The sequence below is a fragment of the Nocardia sp. CA-151230 genome (genome assembly GCF_050942175.1).
Lineage (GTDB): Bacteria > Actinomycetota > Actinomycetes > Mycobacteriales > Mycobacteriaceae > Nocardia.
This window is the reverse complement of sequence record NZ_CP192061.1, coordinates 3,240,082-3,263,598: the sequence shown is the minus strand read 5'-3', so window position 1 is coordinate 3,263,598 and position 23,517 is coordinate 3,240,082. Positions and strand designations below refer to the sequence as shown.

General features: G+C 69.3%; 23 protein-coding genes and 1 pseudogene. 14 read left to right on the top strand and 10 right to left on the bottom strand.

The genetic code is table 11. From position 1 onward, the window contains the following. Positions 1–41: 41 nt before the first annotated feature. From ACQP1O_RS14995 to ACQP1O_RS14980, 4 genes are all read right to left on the bottom strand, one after another. Positions 42–1,334, bottom strand: coding sequence for a dihydroorotase (locus ACQP1O_RS14995; RefSeq protein ID WP_433566395.1), 1,293 nt, complete (start codon positions 1,332–1,334; stop codon positions 42–44). A gap of 70 nt (positions 1,335–1,404) precedes the next feature. After that, positions 1,405–2,370 (bottom strand): aspartate carbamoyltransferase catalytic subunit, encoded by a 966-nt coding sequence (locus ACQP1O_RS14990; protein WP_433566394.1) that lies wholly within the window; start codon positions 2,368–2,370, stop codon positions 1,405–1,407. Further along, complete coding sequence (gene pyrR, locus ACQP1O_RS14985) at positions 2,367–3,005, bottom strand: bifunctional pyr operon transcriptional regulator/uracil phosphoribosyltransferase PyrR (protein ID WP_433566393.1); 639 nt, start codon at positions 3,003–3,005, stop codon at positions 2,367–2,369. Before pyrR ends, ACQP1O_RS14990 begins: the two co-directional genes overlap by 4 nt. Positions 3,006–3,251: 246 nt before the next feature. Continuing rightward, positions 3,252–4,460, bottom strand: a complete 1,209-nt coding sequence (locus ACQP1O_RS14980) for an ROK family protein (protein ID WP_433566392.1) — start codon at positions 4,458–4,460, stop codon at positions 3,252–3,254. A gap of 103 nt (positions 4,461–4,563) precedes the next feature. On the opposite strand from ACQP1O_RS14980, the gene ACQP1O_RS14975 reads away from it, so the two are divergent. The 4 genes from ACQP1O_RS14975 to ACQP1O_RS14960 all read left to right on the top strand — a co-directional run bounded on the left by ACQP1O_RS14975 (position 4,564) and on the right by ACQP1O_RS14960 (position 8,894). After that, entirely contained in the window at positions 4,564–6,012 is a 1,449-nt protein-coding gene (locus tag ACQP1O_RS14975) for an APC family permease (protein ID WP_433566391.1), read from the top strand. Positions 6,013–6,093: 81 nt separating this feature from the next. Further along, positions 6,094–6,540 carry a MarR family winged helix-turn-helix transcriptional regulator gene (locus ACQP1O_RS14970; protein ID WP_433566390.1) on the top strand — a complete coding sequence of 149 codons (447 nt, stop codon included), beginning with the start codon at positions 6,094–6,096 and terminating at the stop codon, positions 6,538–6,540. Continuing rightward, positions 6,537–7,904, top strand: coding sequence for an MFS transporter (locus ACQP1O_RS14965; RefSeq protein WP_433566389.1), 1,368 nt, complete (start codon positions 6,537–6,539; stop codon positions 7,902–7,904). Before ACQP1O_RS14970 ends, ACQP1O_RS14965 begins: the two co-directional genes overlap by 4 nt. Positions 7,905–8,003: 99 nt before the next feature. Further along, entirely contained in the window at positions 8,004–8,894 is an 891-nt protein-coding gene (locus ACQP1O_RS14960) for an alpha/beta fold hydrolase (protein WP_433566388.1), read from the top strand. A gap of 3 nt (positions 8,895–8,897) precedes the next feature. On the opposite strand, the gene ACQP1O_RS14955 is transcribed toward ACQP1O_RS14960, so the two are convergent. Continuing rightward, a complete protein-coding gene (locus ACQP1O_RS14955) occupies positions 8,898–9,497 on the bottom strand; it encodes a TetR/AcrR family transcriptional regulator (RefSeq protein ID WP_433566387.1) in 600 nt (199 codons plus the stop codon). 106 nt (positions 9,498–9,603) lie between these two features. On the opposite strand from ACQP1O_RS14955, the gene ACQP1O_RS14950 reads away from it, so the two are divergent. Both ACQP1O_RS14950 and ACQP1O_RS14945 read left to right on the top strand, forming a co-directional pair. Beyond that, entirely contained in the window at positions 9,604–9,945 is a 342-nt protein-coding gene (locus ACQP1O_RS14950) for an alpha/beta fold hydrolase (RefSeq protein WP_433566386.1), read from the top strand. Positions 9,946–9,988: 43 nt separating this feature from the next. After that, a complete protein-coding gene (locus ACQP1O_RS14945) occupies positions 9,989–10,873 on the top strand; it encodes an alpha/beta fold hydrolase (protein ID WP_433566385.1) in 885 nt (294 codons plus the stop codon). 51 nt (positions 10,874–10,924) lie between these two features. On the opposite strand, the gene ACQP1O_RS14940 is transcribed toward ACQP1O_RS14945, so the two are convergent. Beyond that, positions 10,925–12,379, bottom strand: coding sequence for an MFS transporter (locus ACQP1O_RS14940; protein WP_433566384.1), 1,455 nt, complete (start codon positions 12,377–12,379; stop codon positions 10,925–10,927). A 79-nt stretch (positions 12,380–12,458) separates the two neighbouring features. Continuing rightward, a complete protein-coding gene (locus tag ACQP1O_RS14935; RefSeq protein WP_433566383.1) occupies positions 12,459–13,154 on the bottom strand; it encodes an SGNH/GDSL hydrolase family protein in 696 nt (231 codons plus the stop codon). A gap of 517 nt (positions 13,155–13,671) precedes the next feature. On the opposite strand from ACQP1O_RS14935, the pseudogene ACQP1O_RS14930 reads away from it, so the two are divergent. The 3 genes and pseudogenes from ACQP1O_RS14930 to ACQP1O_RS14920 all read left to right on the top strand — a co-directional run. After that, a pseudogene (locus ACQP1O_RS14930) lies at positions 13,672–13,968 on the top strand (roadblock/LC7 domain-containing protein); the annotation flags it as partial. A gap of 207 nt (positions 13,969–14,175) precedes the next feature. Next, entirely contained in the window at positions 14,176–14,547 is a 372-nt protein-coding gene (locus tag ACQP1O_RS14925; RefSeq protein ID WP_433567691.1) for a hypothetical protein, read from the top strand. A 47-nt stretch (positions 14,548–14,594) separates the two neighbouring features. Beyond that, the gene (locus ACQP1O_RS14920; protein WP_433566382.1) at positions 14,595–15,221 is read left to right on the top strand and encodes an alpha-ketoglutarate-dependent dioxygenase AlkB; all 627 of its coding nucleotides are present in this window, start codon (positions 14,595–14,597) and stop codon (positions 15,219–15,221) included. Positions 15,222–15,294: 73 nt separating this feature from the next. Here the strand turns inward: ACQP1O_RS14920 and ACQP1O_RS14915 are convergent, their stop codons facing one another. Both ACQP1O_RS14915 and ACQP1O_RS14910 read right to left on the bottom strand, forming a co-directional pair. Continuing rightward, positions 15,295–16,527, bottom strand: a complete 1,233-nt coding sequence (locus ACQP1O_RS14915; protein WP_433566381.1) for an FAD-dependent oxidoreductase — start codon at positions 16,525–16,527, stop codon at positions 15,295–15,297. 83 nt (positions 16,528–16,610) lie between these two features. After that, on the bottom strand, positions 16,611–17,123 hold the full coding sequence (locus ACQP1O_RS14910) for a DUF4334 domain-containing protein (protein WP_433567690.1): 513 nt from the start codon (positions 17,121–17,123) through the stop codon (positions 16,611–16,613). Between the two features lie 136 nt (positions 17,124–17,259). Here ACQP1O_RS14910 and ACQP1O_RS14905 point away from each other — a divergent pair, with 136 nt between their 5' ends. From ACQP1O_RS14905 to ACQP1O_RS14885, 5 genes are all read left to right on the top strand, one after another. Continuing rightward, positions 17,260–18,411, top strand: coding sequence for a serpin family protein (locus ACQP1O_RS14905; RefSeq protein ID WP_433566380.1), 1,152 nt, complete (start codon positions 17,260–17,262; stop codon positions 18,409–18,411). Positions 18,412–18,504: 93 nt separating this feature from the next. Beyond that, positions 18,505–19,524, top strand: a complete 1,020-nt coding sequence (locus ACQP1O_RS14900) for a hypothetical protein (RefSeq protein ID WP_433566379.1) — start codon at positions 18,505–18,507, stop codon at positions 19,522–19,524. Positions 19,525–19,529: 5 nt separating this feature from the next. Next, positions 19,530–20,510, top strand: a complete 981-nt coding sequence (locus ACQP1O_RS14895; protein ID WP_433566378.1) for a hypothetical protein — start codon at positions 19,530–19,532, stop codon at positions 20,508–20,510. Positions 20,511–20,538: 28 nt separating this feature from the next. Beyond that, a complete protein-coding gene (locus tag ACQP1O_RS14890) occupies positions 20,539–21,792 on the top strand; it encodes an adenylosuccinate synthetase (protein ID WP_433566377.1) in 1,254 nt (417 codons plus the stop codon). A gap of 28 nt (positions 21,793–21,820) precedes the next feature. Then, a complete protein-coding gene (locus ACQP1O_RS14885) occupies positions 21,821–22,459 on the top strand; it encodes an NUDIX hydrolase (protein WP_433566376.1) in 639 nt (212 codons plus the stop codon). 89 nt (positions 22,460–22,548) lie between these two features. On the opposite strand, the gene ACQP1O_RS14880 is transcribed toward ACQP1O_RS14885, so the two are convergent. Then, positions 22,549–23,484 carry an NADP-dependent oxidoreductase gene (locus tag ACQP1O_RS14880; RefSeq protein WP_433566375.1) on the bottom strand — a complete coding sequence of 312 codons (936 nt, stop codon included), beginning with the start codon at positions 23,482–23,484 and terminating at the stop codon, positions 22,549–22,551. Positions 23,485–23,517: the final 33 nt, after the last annotated feature.

Here is a 23,517-nt window from a genome sequence, read left to right as displayed (position 1 = left end):
TCCGGCCCCTGACCACTCATTCCCGGGTTCCCCACCCGCCGCTAACCGGCGACGATCTTGCCGTCCCGGGCGGTGAGCCGGCCGCGCAGGAAGGTGGCGGTCACCTTCGCGGGCAGGGTCATCGCCTGGAAGGGCGTGTTGCGGGAGATCGAGGCCAGTTCAGCGGCCTCGACCGTCCATTCGGCGGCCGGGTCGATCAGCACCAGGTTGGCGGGTTCGCCGACCGCGAGCGGCCGGCCCTGATCGTCCAGGCCCACGATCCGCGCCGGGTTCTCGCTCATCACCATCGCGACACCGCGCCAGTCGAGCAGTCCGGGCTTGACCATGGTCTCCACGATGATCGACAGCGCCGTCTCCAGGCCCAGCATGCCGGGACGGGCGGCCGCGAACTCGCAGCACTTGTCCTGGTCGGCGTGCGGGGCGTGGTCGGTGGCGACGCAGTCGATGACGCCCTCGGCCAGGGCCTGCCGCAGCGCGGCCACGTCCGAGGCCTCGCGCAGCGGCGGGTTCACCCGGTTCACCGCGTCGTAGGTCTCCAGGCGCGAGTCGTCGAGCAGCAGGTGGTGCGGGGTCACCTCGGCGGTGATCGAAATACCCTGGGCCTTGGCCCATTTCAGCAGTTCGACGGTGCCGGCGGTGGAGGCGTGGCAGATGTGCACGCGGGCACCGGCATCGCGGGCCAGCAGCGCGTCGCGGGCCACGATGGACTCCTCGGCGGCGCGCGGCCAGCCCGCCAGGCCCAGGCGGGAGGCGGTCGGACCCTCGTGCGCGACCGCGCCCTTGGTCAGACGCGGCTCCTCGGCGTGCTGGGCGATGAGCACGCCCAGGGAGTTCGCGTACTCCAGCGCGCGGCGCATGATCAGCGGGTCGTAGACGCACTGGCCGTCGTCGGAGAACATGCGCACCCCGCCGACTCCGGCGGCCATGGTGCCCATTTCGGCGAGCTGCTTGCCCTCGAGCCCGACGGTGACCGCGCCCACCGGGTGCACGTCGACCAGGCCGACCTCCTGGCCGCGCTTCCACACGTGGTCGGTGATGACCGCGGTGTCGGCGACCGGGCTGGTGTTGGCCATGGCGAACACCGCGGTGTAGCCGCCCAGAGCCGCTGCGGCGGAACCGGATTCGATGGTCTCGGTGTCCTCGCGGCCCGGCTCGCGCAGGTGGGTGTGCAGGTCGATGAAGCCCGGCAGCAGGTACTGGCCCTTGCCGTCGACGATCTCGGCGTCCGGGGCGGTCAGGCCCGCGCCGATCTCGCGGATCTCACCGTCGGCCAGCAACACCTCGACCGGGTCACCTTCGCCGTAGAGAAGGACATTCTTGATCAGGACGCTCATGCCGTCTCCTTTCTGCGCGATCGGGGGCCCTCCGTGGTTACGCAGGCTGCCGCCTCCGGGCCCGACCCGATCACGCGACCACCTCGTCGGTTCCGACCAGCAGGCGGAACAGCACCGCCATGCGCATATGGACTCCGTTGTTGACCTGTTGCAGCACAGCCGCTTTCGGGGAATCGGCGACGGAGAAGCCGATCTCCATGCCGCGCAGCATGGGTCCGGGGTGCAGCACCACCGCGTGCTCGTCGAGCATCTTCATGCGGCGCTCGTTGAGGCCGTAGCGGATCGAGTACTCGCGCGCCGACGGGAAGAAGCCGCCGTTCATGCGCTCGGCCTGCACGCGCAGCATCATGACCGCGTCCGCGCCCGGCAGCTCGGCATCGAGGGAATCCGAGACCCGCACCGGCCAGGCTTCCACGCCCACCGGCAGCAGCGTGCGCGGCGCGACCAGTACGACCTCCGCACCGAGCGTGTTGAGCAGGAACGCATTCGAGCGCGCCACCCGGCTGTGCAGGATGTCGCCGACCAGCACGACCCGCTTGCCCTCCAGGTCGCCGAGGCGCTGACGCAGGGTCAGCGCGTCCAGCAGCGCCTGGGTCGGGTGCTCGTGCATGCCGTCACCGGCATTGATGATCGAGGGGCCGGGACCGGCGTAACCGCTTGCGGCCTCGTCCATCTCGGCGAACCAGCGCGCGATCTGATGGGCCGCGCCCGACGCCGGGTGCCGCACGATGAGCGCGTCCGCGCCCGCCGCGTGCAGGGTCAGCGCGGTGTCGCGCAGCGACTCGCCCTTGGAGACCGAAGAACTCGACGCGCTGACATTGATGACGTCGGCGCTCATCCACTTGCCCGCGACCTCGAAGGACACGCGGGTGCGGGTGGAGTTCTCGAAGAACACGGTCATGACCGTGCGCCCGCGCAGTGTCGGCAGCTTCTTGACCTCCCGGCCCAGCAGCGCCTGCTCGAACCGCTCGGCCTCGTCGAGCAGGCCGGTGGCGGCGTCCCGGTCCAGGTCGGTGACCGACAGCAGGTGCTTCACTGGTTGTCACCTTCCTGACGCAGGTAGACACCGTCGCGTCCGTCGTGCTCGCGCAGCAGCACCGAGATGTCCTCGGTGCGGGCGGTGGGAACGTTCTTGCCGACATAGTCGGCGCGGATGGGGAGTTCGCGGTGACCGCGATCGATGAGCACCGCCAGCTGCACCGCGCGGGGGCGGCCCAGATCGCGCAGGCCGTCCAGCGCGGAGCGCACGGTGCGGCCGGAGAACAGCACATCGTCGACCAGCACCACCAGCGCGTCCTCGATGCCACCCTCGGGCACCGAGGTGCGCTCGAGCGGACGGTGCGGCTTGGAGCGCAGGTCGTCGCGGTACAGGGTGATGTCCAGGGAGCCGATCGCAGGGCGGACGCCGGAGAATTCCTCGATCCGCCCGGCCAGGCGATGGGCGAGAGTGGTTCCGCGGGTGGGGATTCCGATCAGCACCACGCGAGCAACCTGGGGGTCGCCGGAGTCCAGAGCCGTCTTCTCGATGATCTGGTGCGCCATGCGCGCGACGGTCCGGCTCACATCCGAATCCGAGAGCAGCTCGCGTCCGGTCTGGACCCGGTCCGGGTCGTGCCGCTGCGAGAACTCGGCAGCGCTCGACTTGGCCGCCCGGTCTTCGGGCACAGCCATGCCGACCTCCTTCCCCGCCTCACGGGACGGTCCGTTAAAGGATGTCTTTCGAGCGGTCACCCTACCAGCGCGCTTACACACCGTTGACCGCGCACCCCTCTCCGCAACCCGCGTCAGCGTGCCCTTCGGGACACGCCGCGACCAGCCCGAACCCGAAACATCCAGACCAACCGGCAAGCCCGCAGCTATGCGAGCCCGGTCACCCTGTGGCCAGGTTCACGATCGGGCCGCCGGAGCAGTCCGGCGTCAGTGGCTGTTCGGGGTTCTGCGGTCGAAGACCAAGGGGCGGGCGGTGCGCAGGGCGGTGGCGATGGCGCCGAGCAGCACGGCGTCGTCGCCCAGTTCGCTCGGACGAACGGTGGGGCGCAGCGGGGTCGTCCGTTGCAACGCCGCGCGGACCTGGTCGAGCAGTAGGTCGGCGCTGCGGCCGAGGCCGCCGCCGACGACGATGACATCGGGGTCGAGGACCGCGGTGACGGCGGCCACCACCAGGGCGATGCGTTCGCCTTCCTGGCGGACCACCTCGGTGGCGATCGCGTCACCGGCGCGGGCGGCATCGAAGACGCGCTTGGCGGTGAGGCGGCCGGTCATGCCGCGGGCACGGGCGGCGCGGACCACCGCGTCGGCGGTGACGGCCTCCTCGAGGGCGCCGCGCCGGGAGACCCCGGCGGCAGGATCGCCGAAAGCGGCGGGAAGGAAGCCGACTTCACCGGCCGCGCCGTGGGCGCCGGCGAAGAGCTCGCCCTGGGAGACGATTCCGACGCCGAGGCCGGTGCCGATGAGGACGTAGACGAACAGGCGGCTGCCGCGGCCGCCGCCGTGGGCGTACTCGCCGAGAGCGGCGAGATTGGCGTCATTGTGGACGGACAGCTCGGAAACGCCGAGAGCGTCGCGTAATTCGTCGAGCAGGCCCGCGCGGCCCCAGCCGGGCAGGTTGACGGCGTAGTGCATGCGGCCGTCCTGCGGATCGAAGACGCCGGGGCTGCCGAGGACGGTGTGGACGATGCGGTCCACGGGAATCGCGGCGTCGCCCAGGGTTTCGCGCACGGCCCCGGCCGTCGTCCGGGCGAGGGCGGTGGCGGTGCGCGCGCGGTTCGGAATATCGATGCGGGACAGTACTTTTCCCGACAGATCGGCCACGGCGGTCCGCAGGAACGCGCGGCCGATATCGATGCCGAGCACGTAGCCCGCGCTCGGATCCGGTTCGTACAGCACCGCCGTCCGTCCGCGCTCGGGGACGATCGTCCCGACCTCCCGCACCAGCCCGTGCTCCTGCAGCGCGGCAAGGGCGCTGGACACGGTGGGCTTGGACAGTCCGGTGTCACGGGCGAGCTGGGCGCGCGAGCTGGGTCCGGCGGTGCGCAGCTGCTCGAGCAGCAACCACTCGTTGTTGCTGCGCAAACGCTGCCTGTTCCAAGGGAGTTCGTCCATGACCGTCCGATCCTGATGCGTCATCGAGCCGACTGTAAACAATCGGCCGCAGCCCTTGACTCCGATAGTAAAGGAATTTAACTTTACAAAACCCATACGCCCTCCCCTGCGCGACCCGGAGGCAGCCATGACCGGCCCCCGCACCCTCCCCCGAAGAATCGGCCTGTTCCAGGCCACGACCATCAATATGAGCCAGATGGTCGGCATCGGACCCTTCGTCACCATCCCCCTCATGGTCGCGGCCTTCGGCGGGCCGCACGCCGTCATCGGATTCGTCGCCGGCGCGGTCCTGGCGCTGGCCGACGGCCTGATCTGGGCCGAACTCGGCGCGGCCATGCCGGGCGCGGGCGGCACCTATGTGTATCTGCGTGAGGCGTTCCAGTACCGCACCGGACGGCTCATGCCGTTCCTGTTCGTCTGGACCGCAATCCTTTTCATTCCGCTGATCATGTCGACCGGCGTGCAGGGACTGGTGCAGTACCTGACCTATCTGTGGCCGTCCATGACCACCGGGCAGGGTGACATCGTCGGGCTCGCGGTGGTGGCGCTGGTCGTTGCGCTGCTGTGGCGGCGGGTGGATTCCATCGGCCGCATCACCGTGGTGATGTGGGCGGTCATGATCGTGTCGGTGGCCGCGGTGATCCTGGCCGCGTTCACCCACTTTCATCCGAGCATGGCATTCACCTGGCCCGACCATGCCATCGATTTCGGACGCGGCGGCTTCTGGCTGGGCTTCGCCTCCGGGCTCACCATCGGCATCTACGACTACCTGGGCTACAACACCACCGCGTATATCGGTGCGGAGCTGAAGAACCCGGGGCGGGTCCTCCCCCGCTCGATCATCTACGCGGTGCTCGCGGTCATGGTCATCTATCTCGGCATGCAGATCGGTGTGCTCGGCGTCATCGACTGGCACGACATACTCGACCCGAACAACGTTGCTTCACAATCGGTTGCGTCGGCGGTGCTGGAGAAGACCTTCGGAAAGGGAGCCGCCGATGTGGTGACCGTGCTGATTCTCGTCACCGCCTTCGCCTCGGTCTTCGCCGGGCTGCTCGGCGGCTCGCGCGTACCGTTCGACGCCGCCCGCGACGGGGTGTTCTTCCGATCCTTCGGACGGCTGCACCCCGAACACGAGTTCCCGATGCTCGGGCTGATCGTGATGGGTGCGATCACCGCGGCCGGGTTCGTCTTCGCCCGGCATGTGGGCACCTCGGCCACCCATCCGCCACTGGCGGTGCTGATCTCACTGCTGACCACGGTCATGGTGATCGTGCAGGCCTTCGCGCAGATCGCGGCCGTAGCCGTCTTGCGGCGACGGCAGCCCGGGCTCGCACGGCCCTACAGGATGCTGCTGTATCCGCTGCCGGCGGTCGTGGCGGCCATCGGCTGGGCGGTCATCTACGGGTACGCCGACAAGGCGAATCCGGGCGTACACCCGATCGAGTGGTCACTGGCCTGGACCGCCCTGGGTATCGCGGCCTTCCTGCTCTGGTCGCGGGTGGAGAAGACCTGGCCGTTCGGGCCGAAGCAGATCCGTGAGGAGTACCTCGACTCCGAGCCCGCAGCCGCCTGACCGGCCGACCGTGGTGAGATAGACAATTCAGATTGTTCAATTTCAATTGTGCAATCTGGATTGTCTACCTAGGGTCGAGGGATGACCGATGCTCCCGTGATCCTGTCCGCGTCCTCGGCCCAGGCGGCCCGGGAACTGCGTGTTCTGGTGAGCCGCCTGCGGCGGCGGTTCCTCGAGGCGTCGGACAATGTGGAGCTGACGCCCTCGCAGCTGTCGGTGCTGAGCCGGTTGAAGAACGGTGATGCCACCGCCAGCGAGATCGCCGCCGCTGAGCGAGTGCGGCCGCAGGCAATCGCCACCCACCTCGCCATTCTCAGCGACCGCGGCTTCGTACTGCGACGGCCCGATCCCAAAGACGGTCGGCGGCAACTGGTTTCACTGAGCCCGGCCGGACGGGAGCTGATGGCGGGCCGCAGCCGGGCGGGGCAGGAATGGCTCACCACCGCCCTCGAGGAGAAGTACACCGAGGCCGAGCGGCAGACGCTGCTGGCGGCGCTGGAGCTGCTGGAAAGACTCGGGCCGCAATGATCTCGACGCTGCACCGGCGTACCCGGGAGCGGCCGCCCGACGGGTTCGACCGACGGCTGCTGGTGCCCATGATCACCAGCTCGATCCTGAACCCGATCAATTCGTCCATCATCGCGGTCTCGTTGGTGCCGATCGGTGTGGCTTTCGGCGCGCCGGCGTCGGAGACCGCGTGGCTGGTGTCGGCGCTGTACCTGGCCACCGCCATCGGGCAGCCGGTGGTGGGACGGCTCATCGACCTCTACGGGCCGCGGCGGCTGTATCTCGGCGGCGCCGCACTCACCGGATTCGCCGGCCTGCTGGGCATGGTCGCGCCGAGCCTCTGGGTACTGGTGCTGGCCCGGATGATTCTCGGATTCGGCACGTGCGCGGGCTATCCGGCATCCATGTACCTGATTCGCAGCGAGTCCGAACGCACCGGGAAGGACAGTCCCCACGGGGTGCTCACCGCCCTGGCCGTGGCTACCCAGACCATTGCCGTCATCGGCCCGACCCTCGGCGGTCTGCTGATCCATCTCGGCGGGTGGCGGGCGACGTTCGCGGTCAATCTGCCGCTGGCACTGGTGTGCCTGGTCATCGGATGGCGGCGGATCGCGAGAACCGATGCGCCGCACGGCGGCCGGTGGTCGGATATCGATCTGCCCGGTGTCGGGCTTTTCGCGGCGATGCTGATCAGCTTTCTGTTCTTCCTGATGAAACCGCAAACGACGCGCTGGTATCTGCTGGTGCTGGCGATCGCCGCAGGGGCCGGACTGGTGTGGCGGGAGCGGCGGGCCGAGCGGCCCTTCCTCGATGTGCGACTGCTGACGGGCAATGTCCCGCTCCTGACCACCTACGCCCGCACCCTGCTGACCGCCCTGGTCGGCTACTGCTTCCTGTACGGCTTCACCCAGTGGCTCGAGGAGGGGCGCGGCCTGTCCGCGGCCGGGGCGGGCCTGATCCTGCTGCCCATGTCGGCTACCGCGATCGGGGTGTCCGCGCTCACCGGGCGGCGTCCCGAGATTCGCCGCAAGCTGCTGGTCGGCTGCAGCTGCCAGGTGGTGATGGCGGTGGTGCTGCTGACCCTGCACTCCGGCACCGCCCTGTGGTTGCTGGTCGGCGCGGCCGTCATCAACGGCATCCCGCAGGGGCTCAACAACTTGGCCAACCAGAACGCCCTCTACCACCAGGCCGAGCCCGAGCGCATCGGTTCCTCGGCGGGCCTGATGCGCACCTTCTCCTATTTCGGTGCGATCGGGTCGGCGGCGGTCAGTGGCGCATTCCTCACCCCGGGTTCCGGCATCGCGGGACTGCACGATCTGGCCGCGTTCATGCTGGCGGCGGCGGCATTGTGCCTGGTCCTCGCGGTGATCGACCGCTCGCTGTGACCGGCGGCGAGCACCGCGACGGCCCGCCCTCACCGCCGGCGGTCCTAGCTACCGGCCAGTCTTCATACACCGTAAACACGGGTGTGCAATGCTCGAAGGGTGAGCAACGACGCTGAATTCACCGAACCCGCCCGGGTGAGCTTCCGCGGGCACGGCGGTATCACCATCGCCGGCGACAGCTGGGGACCCCAGGACGGCCCGCTGGTGGTGTTCCTGCACGGCGGCGGGCAGACCCGCGGCTCGTGGAAGGACTCCGGACTCGCACTGGCCAAGGCCGGGATGCACGCGGTCCTGCTCGACGCGCGCGGGCACGGCGACAGCGACTGGGACCCGGAGGGCAACTACAAGCGCGAGGCCATGGTCGAGGACCTCATGGCGGTGCTGCGCGAACTGGACCGGCCCGCCTTCATCGTCGGCGCCAGCATGGGCGGCCTGACCGGGCTCATGGCCACCACCCACCCCGAGCGCGAGCGCATCACCGGTCTCGTCCTCGTCGATGTGGTGCCGCGCCCCGAGCGCAAGGGCGTCGAGCGCGTCATCAACTTCCTCAGCAGCAACCCGGAGGGCTTCGCCAGCCTCGAGGAGGCCGCCGACGCCGTCGCCGCCTACCTCCCCCACCGCCGCCGCCCGCGCAATCCCGAAGGGCTGCAACGCAATCTGCGCCAGCGCGCCGACGGCCGCTGGTACTGGCACTGGGATCCCGCCATGATGGGCGGCCCGCGCGACGGGCGCGGCGAGGAGATCGACGTGCACACCGAGCTGCTGGAGAACGCGGCCCTGCAGCTGACCATCCCGGTGCTGCTGGTGCGCGGCGCGCTCTCCGATGTCGTCAGCGAGGAGGGCGTGGCGGCGTTCCGGGCCCTGGTCCCGCACGCCGACTACGCCGAGATCGGCACCGCGGCGCACACCGCCGCCAGCGACGCCAATGACGAATTCACCGACGCGGTGGTCGATTTCGTCCGGGCGCAGGTCAGCACCCAGGGCCGCTAGCGCCTATTTCCCGGTGAACACCCGGTCGAGCAGGTGGTCGAGCAGTTCGACCGCCGTCTCCCGGGTGGTTCCGCCCGCCAGGATCGCCTGGCTGATGCCGGTGACCGCCAGCACGGTCAGCTCGGCGTCGAGTTCCAGGGCGCGCGTATCGGTTTCGTCCGGCCGGTCGCGGCGCAACTGCTCGGTGAAGCTGGTGATCAGGTAGCGCGGCGGTCCCATCATCTCCTCGGAGGTGACGGTATTGCCGGTCAGATTGGCCGCGTGAAAGGCCGCGAACACCAGATTGTCCTGGTGGCGTACATCATTCAGCGGAATCAGCCCGAGCGAGATGGCCCTGATGACCTCGCGCGGTGAGGCCTCGGGCCCCAGCGCCCCGAGCGCCTCCTCGAATCCCCTCCCCCAGTCCTCCACCACCGCGCGATGCGTGGCGAGCATGAGATCGCGCTTGGTGCCGAAGTAGTACTGGATCAAGCGCACCGAGATGCCGGCCTCCGCCGCCACCGCCTGGAAGGTGGCGGCGTCGAGCCCACCGGCGGCAATGACTGTGCGCGCGGCGGTGGTGATCTCCCGCCGCCGCTGCTCGTGATCGACCAAACGCGGCATGTGACCGGCTCTCCTGCGACTCCTGGGCTACGAAGATTTTGATGGTACGCCCATATCATTTTTATGATACGTTCGTATCATCAACGGTGACGAGCGGGGAGGCGCGATGGCCGAGATCGGGCAATGGAAGAGCGGGGCGGCCCGGGTCGCCTGCATGAAGGCCTATGCGTCACAGTCGGCCCTGTGGACGATTCCGTCCACCGAGTTCGACGTCGAAACTTCTTATGGGACAACTCATGTCCGCAAGTGCGGCAGCGGGACGGGAGCGCCGCTGGTGCTGCTCCATCCCTTGAACGGCAATGGGGTGTGTTGGTATCCGATCATCGAGCGGCTCGCGGCCGAGCGGACGGTCTACGCGCTCGACACCATCGGCGCGCCGGGACTGAGCGTGCAGACCGGGGCCTTCGCCCGATCGCACGAGCCGGCCGGCCTGCTCACCGCCGACTAGTCGACCGATACAGACCACGCACCGAAGAGGAAGGGAAGGCCCGATGGCCAAGAAGATCGGACGTTTCATCAGCGCGAAGGCCAAGGAGAAGTACCTGCGCGCGTACGACGCGATGGCCGCGCAATGGCCGGTGCCATCGATCGATCTCGATATCGAAACCTCTTTCGGCACAACACGAGTGCGCAAATCCGGATCGGGGGATGGCACGCCGATCGTGCTGCTGCCGGGGATGCCGGGCAATGGGCTGTTCTGGGAGTCGGTCATCGCGGAGCTGTCGCGGGATCACGTGGTGTACACGCCGGATCCGCTCGGCTGGGCGGGACGCAGCGAGCAGACCGCACCCCTGCGCGACCAGGACGACATCGTGCGCTGGTTGCTGGAGGTGTTCGACGGATTGGGTACCGAGCGCGTGCATCTGGGCGGGTATTCCGTCGGCTCCTGGCTGGCGCTGCTGGTCGGTGTCCGGCACTCCGAGCGGGTGGCCAGCCTGACCATGCTCGAACCGGGCGGGGCGACCTTCACCAAGCCGCGCTGGAGTGTGCTTTTCCGGTTCCTCGTCGGCGGGATGGTGCCGACCCGCAAGCGGCTGGCGAAGCTCTCGGAGTGGCTCACGCCGGGTCTGGAGTTCAGCGAGGAACAGTGGGCATTGACGTTGAGCGCCATCAAGTTCCGCCTCGCCATGCCGTGGGAGCGACCGCTCACCGACGAGCAGCTGGCGGCCGTCACCGCGCCGCTGATGGTGCTGTTCGGCGCCACCACGGTCGCCAATGATCCGGAGGTGGGTGCGCGGCGAGTCCGGGAGTGCATTCCGGGGGCCGAGGTCGACATCTACCCGGGCGTCGGCCACGAGATGCTGTGGGCCATTCCCGAACAGGTGATTCCGCGGTTCCTCGCTTTCGTGAACCAGCACGATCAGGTTCGCGCCTGACCGGATGCCGAGGGCCGCCCCCGGGGTCCGGCCCTCAGCGCTTCGAACCCTTCAACGTTGGGCCGCAGACTGTTTCGGCAGCAGGAAGACGATCACACCCGCGATGACCGCGATGACGCAGGTCGCGAAGGACGCGACGGCGAAGGCGTGACCGGCGGCGGCGCCCCGGTCTGTCGCGGCGGGATCGAACGCGCCGAAGAAGATCGCGCCGATCACGGCGACACCCAGCGCTCCCCCGCACTGCTGGGCCGTGGACAGGGCCCCCGATGCGACGCCGGCCGACTCCGGTCGCACCCGGCTCAGCACCGTGTTGAGCGCGGGCGTGATGACCAATCCGCCACCGACACTCTGCAATACGAGGGTGGGGATCACCAGCAGTGGCGTGATCCGCGGGCCGGACACCAGCAGCAATCCCGTCGCCAGGTAGCTGCTCGCCATGATGATCGCGCCGACCTCGAGGACCCGTCGCCCGTATTTCGGGATGGTCCGGCTCGCCACCACGCTGAACACGAAGAACGCGGTGGCCGCCGGCGCGTAGACCAGGCCCGCGCCCAGCGCCGACAGGCCGAGACCCTGCTGCATCGTCACCGACAGGGCCAGATAGTACGAGTAGATCAGCGCGTACAGGGCGAGCACGAGGACGATCCCGAGCGAGAACGAGCGCCGGCCGAACAAGGTCAACGGCACCAGCGGATCCCCGTCCCGGCGTTCCAGCCGCCGCTCGATCGCGACGAACACCCCGAAAGCGACTGCGCTGCCCGCGAAGCAGGCCCAGACCCACCCCGGCCGGCCCGCCTGCTGCCCTTGGATCAATGGCAGCACCAGGAGGAAGAGGGCCACGCTGAGCACCAGCACGCCGGGCAGGTCCAGCCGGCGGGAGGCGGCCGACCCGGTGGCCGGAACACAGCGCAGGGCGAGCAGGAACATGACGACGCCGATCGGCACGTTCACCCAGAACACCGGACGCCAGCCGGAATCGAACAGATCCGCGCCGATCAGCAGTCCGCCGATGACCTGTCCGCCGATGGTGGCCATGCCCATGACGATGCCGAGCACGCCGAAGACGCTGTGCCGCTCGGCCGCCGGCACCAGCACCGTGACATAGGCGAACACCTGCGGCACCATCAGCGCGGCGCCCAGGCCCTGGACGACGCGCGCGGCGATGAGGATGTCCGCGTCCGGTGCGAGCGCGCAGGCGACCGAGGACAGCGTGAACACCGCGACACCGAGCAGGAAGATCCGCTTGCGGCCGTACAGATCGGCCAGGCGGGTAGCGGTGATGATGAAGACCGCATAGCTCAATTGATAGCCCGCGAGCACCCACTGGACCTCACCGGCGGAGGCATGCAGATCCGCCACGATCGAGGGGGCGGCGACCACGACGATGAACGAATCCAGAACCGCGATGAACAAGGCGGTCAGGACAATCGAGATCGTCGTCCAGGGAATGGCTTCGGCGTCCGCGGCCACGACCGGCCGAACGGCCGAGTACTGACTGACTGCCACGATGGAAACCTCGTCATTTGTCGGGGTCGGGCACTGTGCGAACCCGGAAGGTTCGGCCTGCGCTGCTCGCCGTGAGGGGTCAGCGCGCGGCCGAGGACAACTCGGATGTGTTGCGTCCCAGTGATTTCGCCAGCTTCTCGACCATCTCGGATGCCATGACGGCCTGGCCCGAGGTCGAGAAGTGGATGCGATCCGCACTGAGCAGGTTGTCGCGGTCGTTGACCGGGTGGTCCCACATGTCCACCACGAGCGCGTCGTATTCGGCTGCCAGCCCGCGCACGATCGTGTTGACCCGGGCGATCCGCTCCGGCCAGTCCGGGAAGACCGGGACGACATAGGCCCGGCCGAGCGTGAAGGTGGTCAGCAGTGCGCCGGTCTGCTTCGCCAGGTCGTACATGCGCCGCAGGGTTCGCTCGATCTCGTCGAAGTCCGGTGTGCGCCGCACGATGTCATTGGCCCCGCACGGCAGATGGAGCAGGTCCGGGGAGAACGCGAGCACGCGATCCGCCTGCCGCTCGAGCGCCTGGGCGGTCGTCGCGCCGATCTCGGAGACATTGAGGTAGGCCAGATCCGGCCGAACCGATCGCAGGATCCCGGCGACCCGCTCCGGCCAGCCCTGATCGCCGTAGCCCGGGGTGGGATCGCCGGTACCGGCCGAAAGGCTGTCTCCCAGAACGGCATACCTCCCCCATGGAGCCCCGGTCAGCAGTGCGACGGCAGCCGCTCGGTCCAGACAGAAGGGATCGGTCGCCTCGGTGAGGACATGGTGTTCCATGCAGAAAACAATACGGTCGCCCGTATGTAAATACAAGGCATGACCTATGCCCTACGCGCCGAGCCCCACGCGCCGAGCCGGCAAGCGCGAGTGCGACTGGTCGGTCGGATTCGAAAGGCCCGGGCGCGCAATCAATACCGACCCGGCGGTTCGAATCGACTGCAGCCCCTACCCCGAAATGCCACCCGGCATCGGAGCACAAGTTGTTGCTGCGCATTCGCGGATGGATCGCTATTCTGGATGGAGCCGAGGTGAGTTTGTGAAACCATCAGCGCCCCAAGGAGATCGGCGGCGTTGACGCTTGCGCGTCGTGCTCAGTGTGTTCGCTCGTCCAAGTTGCGGTAGGTCCGAATCGCAGCGCCGTCGAACGGCGATGCAGAGCTCGCCAGTGATCACGCAGTGGCACAACGCGTTCGGCTCGAGATCGATCGACACGCGCACGTGACGCCCGACCAGGGCAGGCACGTTGTCCGCGCGCGTCAGCGAAGAGGTTCCCGCCGACAGAGGAGACGAGCCCATGACGCTCACGCACGACGCCATCGCCCTGACAGGTCCGGGCAGCGGCGCTCGCATCGATTCACCGCATGCGGGCTCGGCGGACAGCGACCTCGAAACCCACCTACGCACGCTACGGCGACGTGTTCCGCATCTGATCGGATCCGCGGTGGCCTCGAGCGACGGCCTGCTGCTGGCCGACGATCTCCCGGATGCCATAGAAGCCACCGGCATTGCGGCGCTGACCGCGGCACTGCTGTCGGTGTCGCTGACCTTCGCGGCCGCCACCCATGGCGCCGACCTGCACGAGGTCGTCCTGGACACGGCGTCGGCCACGTGGTGGTCTACCGCGCCGGCCCCATCGCCTGCCTGGCCGTGCTCACGGGCGCCGATGCCACGCTGGCCCGTGTTCATCTGGAAGCGCGACCGGTGGTCCGCGCCATCGCCGCGACCCTGGCGCCGGCCCCCCACGACTGACGGCACCCGAATTCCACCGATCGATGACATCACACGGAAAGGCAGACACATGTCGAATCTGGATGTGGCACTGAAGGACATGATGACCATCGACGGGGCACTCGGCGCCGCGATCGTCGACTACAGCAGCGGGATGACCCTCGGCACCGCCGGCGGATCCCGATCCCTGGACCTGCAGCTCGGCGCGGCCGGCAATACCGAGGTGGTCCGCGCCAAGATGCGCACCATCGAACAGCTCGGCCTCGACGAGGGTATCGAGGACATCCTGATCACCCCGACCGGTCAGTACCACCTGCTGCGGCCGCTGAGCGCGCACCCGACGAGTCGCCTGTTCCTCTATCTCGCCCTCGACCGCATCCGCGGCAACCTGGCCCTGGCCCGCCACCAGCTCCGCAAGATCGACGAAGAGCTCGACATCTGAACGGTTCTATCGAACATACGTTCGGGAATTGTGGTAGGTTCCTCTGCATGTCGACGCCTTGGCAGGGATCACTTCTGGACGGCTTCGGGGAAGTGGAGCTCGGTGCGCTGCAGGGGATACGGCGCACCGAGCTCGGCGACGGCGCCTGGGTGGATGTGCTGCCGGGTTGGTTGAGCGGCGCCGACGTGCTGTTCGAACGCCTCGTGTCGGAGGTGCCGTGGCGCGCGGATCGGCGGGCCATGTACGACCGGATGGTGGATGTGCCGCGGCTGCTGTGCTTCTACGAGGCGGAGCGGGAGCTACCGGATCCGGTACTCGCCGAGGCGCGAGAGGCGTTGAGCGCGCACTACTCCGCTGAACTGGGCGAGCCGTTCACCACCGCGGGCCTGTGCTACTACCGCGACGGAAACGACAGTGTCGCCTGGCACGGGGACACCGTCGGGCGCGGCGCCACCGACGACACCATGGTGGCCATCGTCTCGGTGGGCGCGGCGCGCGCCCTGCTGCTGCGCCCGCGCGGCGGCGGGGCGAGCGTGCGCTATCCCCTCGGGCACGGGGATCTCATCGTCATGGGCGGCTCCTGCCAGCGCACCTGGGAGCACGCGATACCCAAGACCAGGCGGCCGGTGGGGCCGCGCATCAGCATTCAATTCCGCCCGCGCGGCGTCCGGTAACGAGGGGTCCGGACGCCGCGCGCACTCCCCCGCGCCCGACAGGCGTAGGCGACCTTCCGGCCGGATGCTCCGGTCAGGCGCGGCGAGCGAAGTCCGGGATCGGTTCGGGAATCACACCCCGTGCCACCAGGAAGGTGGGGAGGCTGCGAATCACCGGGATACGGCGGAAGACCTTCAATGCCACGGGCGTTTCGCGCGAATTCGAGACGTTCAGCCGGCCCGCGACCGCCGGGCGCACGATCTGAGTATGGGCGAGGCGCTGCATGCCCTGGATGACGACGGTCGGCAGCGTCCGGCGACGCTGCACGCGGGCCAGATCCGCGGTGGTCACGGTGTGCGACAACAGTTTCGGGGCGAGTATGCGGGCCGTCGCGACCGCGTCCTGGACCGCCAGGTTGATACCGACCCCGCCGATCGGCGACATGGCATGGGCAGCGTCGCCGATGCACAGCAGTCCGTCGGTGTACCACCGGTCGAGCCGATCCAGCTTGACGTTCAGCAGTTTCACCTCGTCCCAGCTGTGGAGCGCGCCGGTCCGGTCGGCCAGCCACGGCACCACCACGGCCAGGCTGCGCATGATGTCCGTGACCGGTCGCCGCGCACGCAGTTCCGTGTCGCTGCCCTTGGCGATGAGGGTGGCGCTCTGCCAGAAGTCGCCGCGATCGAACATGACCACCATGCGATGGGCGCTGACCACCGGAACGAGTCCGGCCGGGTCGGTGCTGTTGCGCGGGATCCGGAACCACCAGGCATCGAACGGCGTCGGCCAGTTCCGTACGCTCAGGCCCGCGGCCGCACGCATCACCGACGACCGGCCGTCACAGGCCACCGTCAGCTCGGCCCGAATCTCGCCGGTCACACCGTCTTTCGTGCGATAGCGGACACCGGCCACCGCGCCGTCCTCGCGCACCAGATCGACCGCCTCGGTGTTCATCCGCAGCCGGAAGGCCGGTTCGGCATCGCCGGCGCGGGCCAGCAGATCCAGCAGGTCCCACTGCGGCACCATGGCCACGTATTTGTGCCGGCCCGGAAGGTGGGAGAAGCTCGCCAGCGACACCATGCGGCCGCCGATCGGGATCTGTATGGTGTTCAGCCGCCGTTGCGGCAGTTTCGCGAAGTCCTCGCGCAGGCCCAGGGCGTCGATGAGGTCCAGGGTGGTCGGGTGCACGGTGTCGCCGCGGAAGTCGCGCAGGAAGTCACCGTGTTTCTCCAACACTGTGACCTCGATACCACCGCGGGCCAGCAGCAGCCCCAGGAACATTCCCGCCGGTCCCCCACCGACGATCAGACAGGTCGTACGTTCCATCGGGACCTCCCGAGCCGTTGACCACCGCCACCCTCGATGGTAGGCCGGGTGCGGCTCGGGCTCAGTCGCTTCGCCGTACCGACCTAGCGGTCGCGGTACAGCACGAAGAAGTAGGGTTCGGTCAATCCGCGCTTGTCCATCACACCCAGCAGGGTGTCCTCGTCGACCTTGCGGAAGATATCGATGATCGGCAGATCGTCGTAGATCATTGCGGCACTGGTCTTTCCGCGGAATTCCAGATTCCGCAGGCGGGCGCGCGGAGCCCGGGTCCGCAGCACCGGCCGCAGCACCCCGAGTGACCGGCGCACCGGTTTCAGCGTGTCGACCGGTACCTTCCCCGCCAGGAACAGGGGCACCCGCCGCGGATCCACCGGGAAGATGTCCCCGGCCGGATCGGAGAACAGCAGCGGCTGCACGCTGTCGGCGCTGTCGAATTGCTTGCCGTACCAACCGCTTTCCACCAGCATTCCGTCCCAGGGATGCCCGGTCGCCACCTCGGCCCCGCGCCACCGCCCGGTGGTGATCTCCTCGACCCGCACCGCCGGCAGGCTGTCGAACAACTCCCAGGCCCGTGCGGCCGTCCCGTCCCCCGCCATCAGCGCCCGCAATCGCGGCGCGTCATCGGTGGCCGACTCGGCGGTAACCATCATGATCTCCTCGATGAGAGTAAACGACACAATTCCTCTCACTGTATCCGGCCGCCCTCGCTCACACCACACCTAGGCTGGCGTCATGCCGACCGCGCTACCCGCCCACGTCGCCGCCGCCAACCGTCTCACCTCCCGCTGGTGCGCCGCCGCCGGGACCGGGGACTTCGTACTGTCCGGCTGTGGCGTCTGGCCGCTGCTCGCCCTGCTGGCCTCCGCCGCCGACGAGCCCGGACGCAGCGAACTCGCCACGGCCACCGGCATTTCCGCCGCCGACGGCCACACCCGGGCGCTGGACCTGCTGCGCACACTGGCCGAGGCCGACTCGGTCTCGGCGGCGCTCGGCCTCTGGGTCCGGCGGGACCTCCCACTGCGCCCGGAGTGGTCGCAGCGACTGCCGGCGGGAACCGTGGAGACCCTCACCGATCAGGCCGCGCTCGACACCTGGGCGAACGACCACACCGACGGCCTGATCGAGAAGTTCCCGCTCCCGATCGACGCCGCAACGGTCCTGGTGCTCGCTACCGCACTGGTCGCTCGCACCCGTTGGGAGGACCCCTTCCGCCGGACCACCATGGAGGTCACCGACGGACCGTGGCGCGGGCACCGCGGTCCCGCTCTGCGCCGGTTCTCGTCGCGCCCACGGCAGGCGGGCGTACTCGGCGCCGGTAAGCCGGTGACTCGCGTAATCGTCCACGGCACAGAAGATCTCGACGTACACCTGCTCCTGGGCGAGGACACGCCGGGCACGGTTCTGACGATCGGCCTCGACGCGCTGGACGGCACCATCCCGACCCGGACGGACCTGCCCGCAGGCACCGAAGCACCCGGACTGAGAGTGCGGGCCGTGCCCGATCGCGGACAGGGCGACAGCCTGGAAATCCTGTTGCCGCCCTTCGAGATTCGCAGCCTGCACAACCTGATCGACCAGTCGGCGCTGTTCGGCCTGACCACCGTGAGCGACAGTGCGCGCGGCCATTTCCCGGCGATGTCGGCGCGCCCGCTCTGCGTCGACCAGGCCGCACAGGACGTGTTCGCGCGCTTCACCGAGACCGGGTTCGACGCCGCCGCGGTCACCGCGCTGTCGATGATCCTGGGCAGCGCCCGGCTCCCGAGGCCCGGGCACACCGTGCTGCACACCACGGCGACGTTCGACCGCCCGTTCGGATTCCTGGCCGTGCACCGGCCGACCGGACTGGCCGTGGTCGCCGGATGGGTCGCGCACCCGGGTCGCTGACGGCAAGGCCCGCCCGCCAAGCTTTTTGTCGAAACTACAAAAAGTTGCTCCGAACCTCTGGTGCACCTTGTTTTAGTCATCTAGCCTAAAACAATGACGACAGCACGAGAGACCGCAGAGAGCATTCGGGCGGCCCGGCGGCCCGAGGATCTGTTCGGTGCTGCCGCAATGGATTCCGCGGCCCGGCAGGACGCCCGGCGGCGCTACCACCGGCTGGCGGGGATCGTGCATCCCGATCGGGTGGAGGCCGTCGATGCCGGGATCGCGGAGGCCGCGTTCGCACGGCTGGCCGAGCTGTACCGGCAATGGCTGGAACTGGACGAGCCCGCCTTCGAGGTGACCGGCGCGCACGGGACGTATCCGGTGGGTGCGCTGCACGCGTCGGGCTCGATCGCGGACGTGTACCGCAGCGGCTCGGACCGGGTCGTGAAGATCCCGCGCCGGGCAGCGGCCAACCGGCTGCTGTCCGGGGAGCGAAATGCCCTGCGCGACATCGCGATCGTGGCCGCGGAGCACGAATGGCCGGGGCCGTACTTCCCGGAGCTGATCGATACCGTCGACCACCTGGACTCCGTGACCGGCGAGCGGCGCACGGTGAACGTGCTCGGCGCGCTCACCCGGGAGTTCGTGACGCTCGAGGACGTCCGGGCCGCCTACCCCGGCGGCCTGGATCCGCGCGACTACGCCTGGATGCATCGCCGGCTGCTGCGCTGCCTGGTCGGCGCACAGCTGGCGGGGTGGGTGCACACCGCCATCAGCCCGGCCAATGTGCTGGTGCATCCGCGCCTGCACGGAATCGTGCTGGCGGGATGGTCTTTCGCGACCCGGCCAGGGACTCCGGCGGCGGCCACGCTGAAGTCGCTCGACTATCCGCCCGAGATCCGGGACGCGGTCTCCCCCGCCACCGATGTCCACCTCGCGCATCGCCTGATGCTCACCATGCTCGGCGACCGCGCACCCGCGGCCCTGCGGTCCTACGCCACGGGGTGCCTGCAATCCGATCCACGGCTGCGGCCCGACGCCGCGGACCTGCTCGGGGAATTCGACGATCTGCTCGACCGGCTCTACGGGAAGCGCCGCTTCCGGCCCTTCGAGCTCACGAAAGGTAAGTGATAGCAATGGGTTACGGACGCTGGGACGACAGTGCCTACGATGCGGCGCGAACCTTCCGCGCGGCGAAGGGCCTCGACGACTTCGGCTACACCGCGGATATGCGGTCGGTGCCGTGGGATCAGTGGAAGGCGCACCCCACCCTGGATCCGTTCGGGGTGGGCAAGCGGGAGTCGCGGGACTCCGACGACCACGGCAACTCACTGCCCATCGCGGTGCTGTTCGACGTCACCGGATCCATGGGCCGCGTGCCCCGCATCATGCAGGAGAAGCTGGTCAAACTGCACGGGCTGTTGCAGCGCAAGGGCTATGCGGAGGATCCGCAGATCCTGTTCGGGGCCATCGGCGACGCCGACAGCGACCGGGTGCCGCTGCAGGTCGGGCAGTTCGAATCCGACAACCGGATGGACGAGCAGCTGCGGCTCATCCTGCTGGAAGGCGGCGGCGGCGGTCAGAAGTCCGAAAGTTACGAGCTGGCAGCATATTTCATCGCCCGGCACACCGCCACCGATGCGTGGGACAAGCGGGGCCGCAAGGGCTACCTCTTCATCGTCGGCGACGAGCTGAACAAGAAGCGGCTGGCCGCTCGCCACATTCGCACCGTCGTCGGCGACGACGTCGACCGCGACATCTCGGTCGAGTCGATCTACCGCGAACTGGCCGACCGCTGGCACGTGCACTACATCCTGCCCAATCAGTCCAGCTACTACCGGGATCCGGAGATCGCCGAGCACTGGCAGGGGCTGCTGGGTGAGCGGTTCCTGCGGCTCGACGATCCGGCCGCGGTGTGCGAGCTCATCGCCCTGACCATCGGCATCGCCGAGGACCGCATCGATCTCGGGGCGGGGCTGGCCGATCTGCGCGATATCGGATCGACCAGCGAGGCCGACGCGGTGGGCAAGGCCCTCGCACCGCTGGGCGACGCTCGGCGCGGACGCAGCGTCGGGGCGCTGCCGGCCGCCACCGGGACCGACGACGTGGATCTCTGACCGGATCCGATGGACGAAGGGACACAACATGTTCGGCGACAGCCACCTGATCGTGGTGGACCTGGGCTTCGGCGATGCCGGCAAGGGCGCCACCGTGGACTGGCTGTGCTCACCGCAGGCCGGGCTCGACGTGGCCGCGGTGGTGCGGTTCAACGGCGGGGCGCAGGCCGCCCACAATGTGATCGCCGACGGCCGCCACCACACCTTCCACCAGTTCGGGTCCGGCACCCTGTCGCGGGTGCCGACCCTGCTGTCGCGGCACATGCTGGTGGAACCGCTGGCCCTGGCCGCGGAGGCGCGCGAACTCGCCGCGCTCGGGGTCGCCGATCCGCTGTCCCTGCTCTACGTGGACGAGCGGGCCCTGCTCACCACACCGATCCACGGAGCCGCCAACCGTTGCCAGGAGGATACGAGGGGTACCGCCCGGCACGGTTCGTGCGGCATCGGCATCGGTGAGACGGCGAGCTACGCCCTCGGCCACGACGCGCCCCGGGTCGCCGACTGCCGGCGACCGGAGGTGTTGCGGCGCAAACTGATCGCGCTCGAAGAACACTACGGGCCGCTGCTCGCGGGCGGACGGCACCGCTACGACCCGATCGACGATCTGGTCGCGGCGTACACGGCGTTCGCCCGGGCCGTGGCCATCCTGCCGGGCGAGCAGCTCGCCGCGTTCGCGCGTCAGGGCCGGCTCGTGTTCGAAGGCGCGCAGGGGGTGCTGCTCGACGAGTGGCGCGGCACCCACCCGTACACCACGTGGTCGACCGTCGAACCCCGGCACGCGCGCACCATGCTGACGCGCCTCGGCGCGCCCGGTTACGTGCTCGGCGTGACCCGCGCGTACATGACCAGGCACGGGGCCGGGCCCTTCCCGACCGAGGACCCGGCGCTCGCGATTGCGGAGCCGCACAATGGAACCGGCGAATACCAGGGTGCGTTCCGGTGCGGGCACCTCGATCCCCTGCTGCTCCGCTACGCTGTCGAAGCCTGCGGCGGGATCGACGGCGTGGTCGTCAACCACCTCGACGCAATCGGCGACATCCGCACCGCCACCGGCTATCTCACCCCCGACGGCTGCGTCGACCGGGTGGCGTGCGGAGTCTGGCAGGACCTCGGCCACCAGCGGCGGCTCACCGATCTCCTCGACGCCGCCACCCCGGCCCTGGCCGACCTGCCCTCCGACGTGCCCGGCTACCTGGAGGCCGAACTCGGCGCGCCCGTGGTGCTCACCGCATGCGGGCCGGACCGAGCCGATCGCACGCTCAGGATCGCGGCTCGGGCATGATTGTCCATTTGTGGAGCAACAATCCGCAGTGTCCATCGATGTGATCACCCTGCGCTACGGACCCGACGACCCCACCGCCGCCCTCGGCATCGCGCCCCGGCGGTGGGAACCCTTCGCCGGTGACCTCGCGCTGCCAGGTGTGCTGCTCGGCCTCGGCGAACGCCTGGCCGAGGCCGCCCACCGCGCGGTCCACACCAAACTCGGGGTACCGGCCGACGCCATCCTCGCCGTCGGGCAGGTCGCCACCTTCGATGAGCCGCACCGCGATCCACGCGGGCCGACACTGTCCATCGCCATGTGGGCCGTGGTCGGCCCGCACGGGACCGACAGCGCGACCTGGGTTCCGTTCGACGCCGTCCCGCCGCTGGCCTTCGACCACAATCAGATCGTCGCCGCCGCCCGCGCCCGGCTGGCCGAGATGCTCTGGAAAGACCTGACATTCACCCGCGCCCTGACCGGCGACCAGTTCACCGCCACCAGAGCCGTCGACCTCACCACCGCCCTGCACGGTACGAAACCCGACCCCGGCAACCTCAACCGGACCCTGGCCGCCATCCCAGGGCTCTCCCGCACCGGCGAACGCGTCCGCGTCAAGGCCACCGGTCGCCCCGCCGCCGTCTGGTCCTTCACCCAGCCGACCAGATCCGGCCCGGACGCCTCGGCCTGAGACAGCACCGCTCGGCCGGCGAACCGGGCCGCACCCCACCGAAATTCACGGCGGGCACAACCCCCGGCGCACTGTTGCCGAGCAGCCGGTCAGGGAATCAGCACCAGGCGGCCGCGCAGGCCGCCTGCGGCGAGCCGGTGGTGAGCGTCGGCGACCCGGTCGAGGGGCAGGGTGTCGGCGACGCGCGGGGTCAGGCGGCCCGCGTCCACCAGGGCAGCCAGCTCGGCCAGGCGGGGACCGTCGGCGCGAATCCAGGTGTTGGAGACGCGGATTCCGCGCAGACCCGCCGGTTCCGCGCCACCGACCACGGCCGCGAACGCGCCTCCGGAGCGGACCGCGTCGAGAGCCTCGGCGCCCAGGGACGCGGCGTCCACCGCGCCGTCGGCACCGCCCGGGATCAGGGCACGCACCGCCTCGCCCACGCGTGCGCCGCGCGGGACGAAGAACTCCGCGCCGAGTTTGCGGACCAGGTCCTCGTCCGGCGCCGCGGCGGTCGCCACCACCCGAAGGCCCTGGGCCACAGCCAGTTCCACTGCGAAGCCGCCGACGGCACCGGCGGCGCCGGTGATCAGCACGGTCTGCCCGGCGGTGAGTGCGAGCGCGTCCAGGGACTGCACGGCGGTCAGGGCATTCAGCGGTATCGTCGCCGCCTCGACCGCGGAAGCACGGCGCGGAGCGAGCGCGACGGCCGCGGCGTCCAGGGCAACGAAATCCGCCTGCGTGCCCAGCGGCACGTCCAGCCGGTCCGACAGCCCGTATACCCGGTCACCGAGCGCGAAATCCTGGACGCCGGAACCGATCTCGTCGATCGTGCCGGCCACGTCCCAGCCGAGGCCGATCACGTCGCGCGGCACCATCAGGCCGGCCTGTGCCAGACCGCCCGAGCGGGTGTGCAGGTCCACCGGATTCACCCCGGCGGCGGTCACCCGAATCCGCACCTGCCCGGGACCCGGCGACGGCACCGGCGCGTCGGCCCGCTCCAGCACCTCCGGGCCTCCGAATGAACGAATCACCACGGCACGCATGCGAAATCTCCTCTGCTGTACGGTTTCCCATCC

Bases quoted from the DNA above. Each gene is read 5' to 3' on its own strand.
- ACQP1O_RS14995 (WP_433566395.1), bottom strand. From the start codon at position 1,334: ATGAGCGTCCTGATCAAGAATGTCCTTCTCTACGGCGAAGGTGACCCG.
- pyrR (WP_433566393.1), bottom strand. From the start codon at position 3,005: ATGGCTGTGCCCGAAGACCGGGCGGCCAAGTCGAGCGCTGCCGAGTTC.
- ACQP1O_RS14980 (WP_433566392.1), bottom strand. From the start codon at position 4,460: ATGACGCATCAGGATCGGACGGTCATGGACGAACTCCCTTGGAACAGG.
- ACQP1O_RS14975 (WP_433566391.1), top strand. From the start codon at position 4,564: ATGACCGGCCCCCGCACCCTCCCCCGAAGAATCGGCCTGTTCCAGGCC.
- ACQP1O_RS14970 (WP_433566390.1), top strand. From the start codon at position 6,094: ATGACCGATGCTCCCGTGATCCTGTCCGCGTCCTCGGCCCAGGCGGCC.
- ACQP1O_RS14965 (WP_433566389.1), top strand. From the start codon at position 6,537: ATGATCTCGACGCTGCACCGGCGTACCCGGGAGCGGCCGCCCGACGGG.
- ACQP1O_RS14955 (WP_433566387.1), bottom strand. From the start codon at position 9,497: ATGCCGCGTTTGGTCGATCACGAGCAGCGGCGGCGGGAGATCACCACC.
- ACQP1O_RS14950 (WP_433566386.1), top strand. From the start codon at position 9,604: ATGGCCGAGATCGGGCAATGGAAGAGCGGGGCGGCCCGGGTCGCCTGC.
- ACQP1O_RS14945 (WP_433566385.1), top strand. From the start codon at position 9,989: ATGGCCAAGAAGATCGGACGTTTCATCAGCGCGAAGGCCAAGGAGAAG.
- ACQP1O_RS14935 (WP_433566383.1), bottom strand. From the start codon at position 13,154: ATGGAACACCATGTCCTCACCGAGGCGACCGATCCCTTCTGTCTGGAC.
- ACQP1O_RS14925 (WP_433567691.1), top strand. From the start codon at position 14,176: ATGTCGAATCTGGATGTGGCACTGAAGGACATGATGACCATCGACGGG.
- ACQP1O_RS14920 (WP_433566382.1), top strand. From the start codon at position 14,595: ATGTCGACGCCTTGGCAGGGATCACTTCTGGACGGCTTCGGGGAAGTG.
- ACQP1O_RS14915 (WP_433566381.1), bottom strand. From the start codon at position 16,527: ATGGAACGTACGACCTGTCTGATCGTCGGTGGGGGACCGGCGGGAATG.
- ACQP1O_RS14910 (WP_433567690.1), bottom strand. From the start codon at position 17,123: ATGGCGGGGGACGGGACGGCCGCACGGGCCTGGGAGTTGTTCGACAGC.
- ACQP1O_RS14905 (WP_433566380.1), top strand. From the start codon at position 17,260: ATGCCGACCGCGCTACCCGCCCACGTCGCCGCCGCCAACCGTCTCACC.
- ACQP1O_RS14900 (WP_433566379.1), top strand. From the start codon at position 18,505: ATGACGACAGCACGAGAGACCGCAGAGAGCATTCGGGCGGCCCGGCGG.
- ACQP1O_RS14895 (WP_433566378.1), top strand. From the start codon at position 19,530: ATGGGTTACGGACGCTGGGACGACAGTGCCTACGATGCGGCGCGAACC.
- ACQP1O_RS14890 (WP_433566377.1), top strand. From the start codon at position 20,539: ATGTTCGGCGACAGCCACCTGATCGTGGTGGACCTGGGCTTCGGCGAT.
- ACQP1O_RS14880 (WP_433566375.1), bottom strand. From the start codon at position 23,484: ATGCGTGCCGTGGTGATTCGTTCATTCGGAGGCCCGGAGGTGCTGGAG.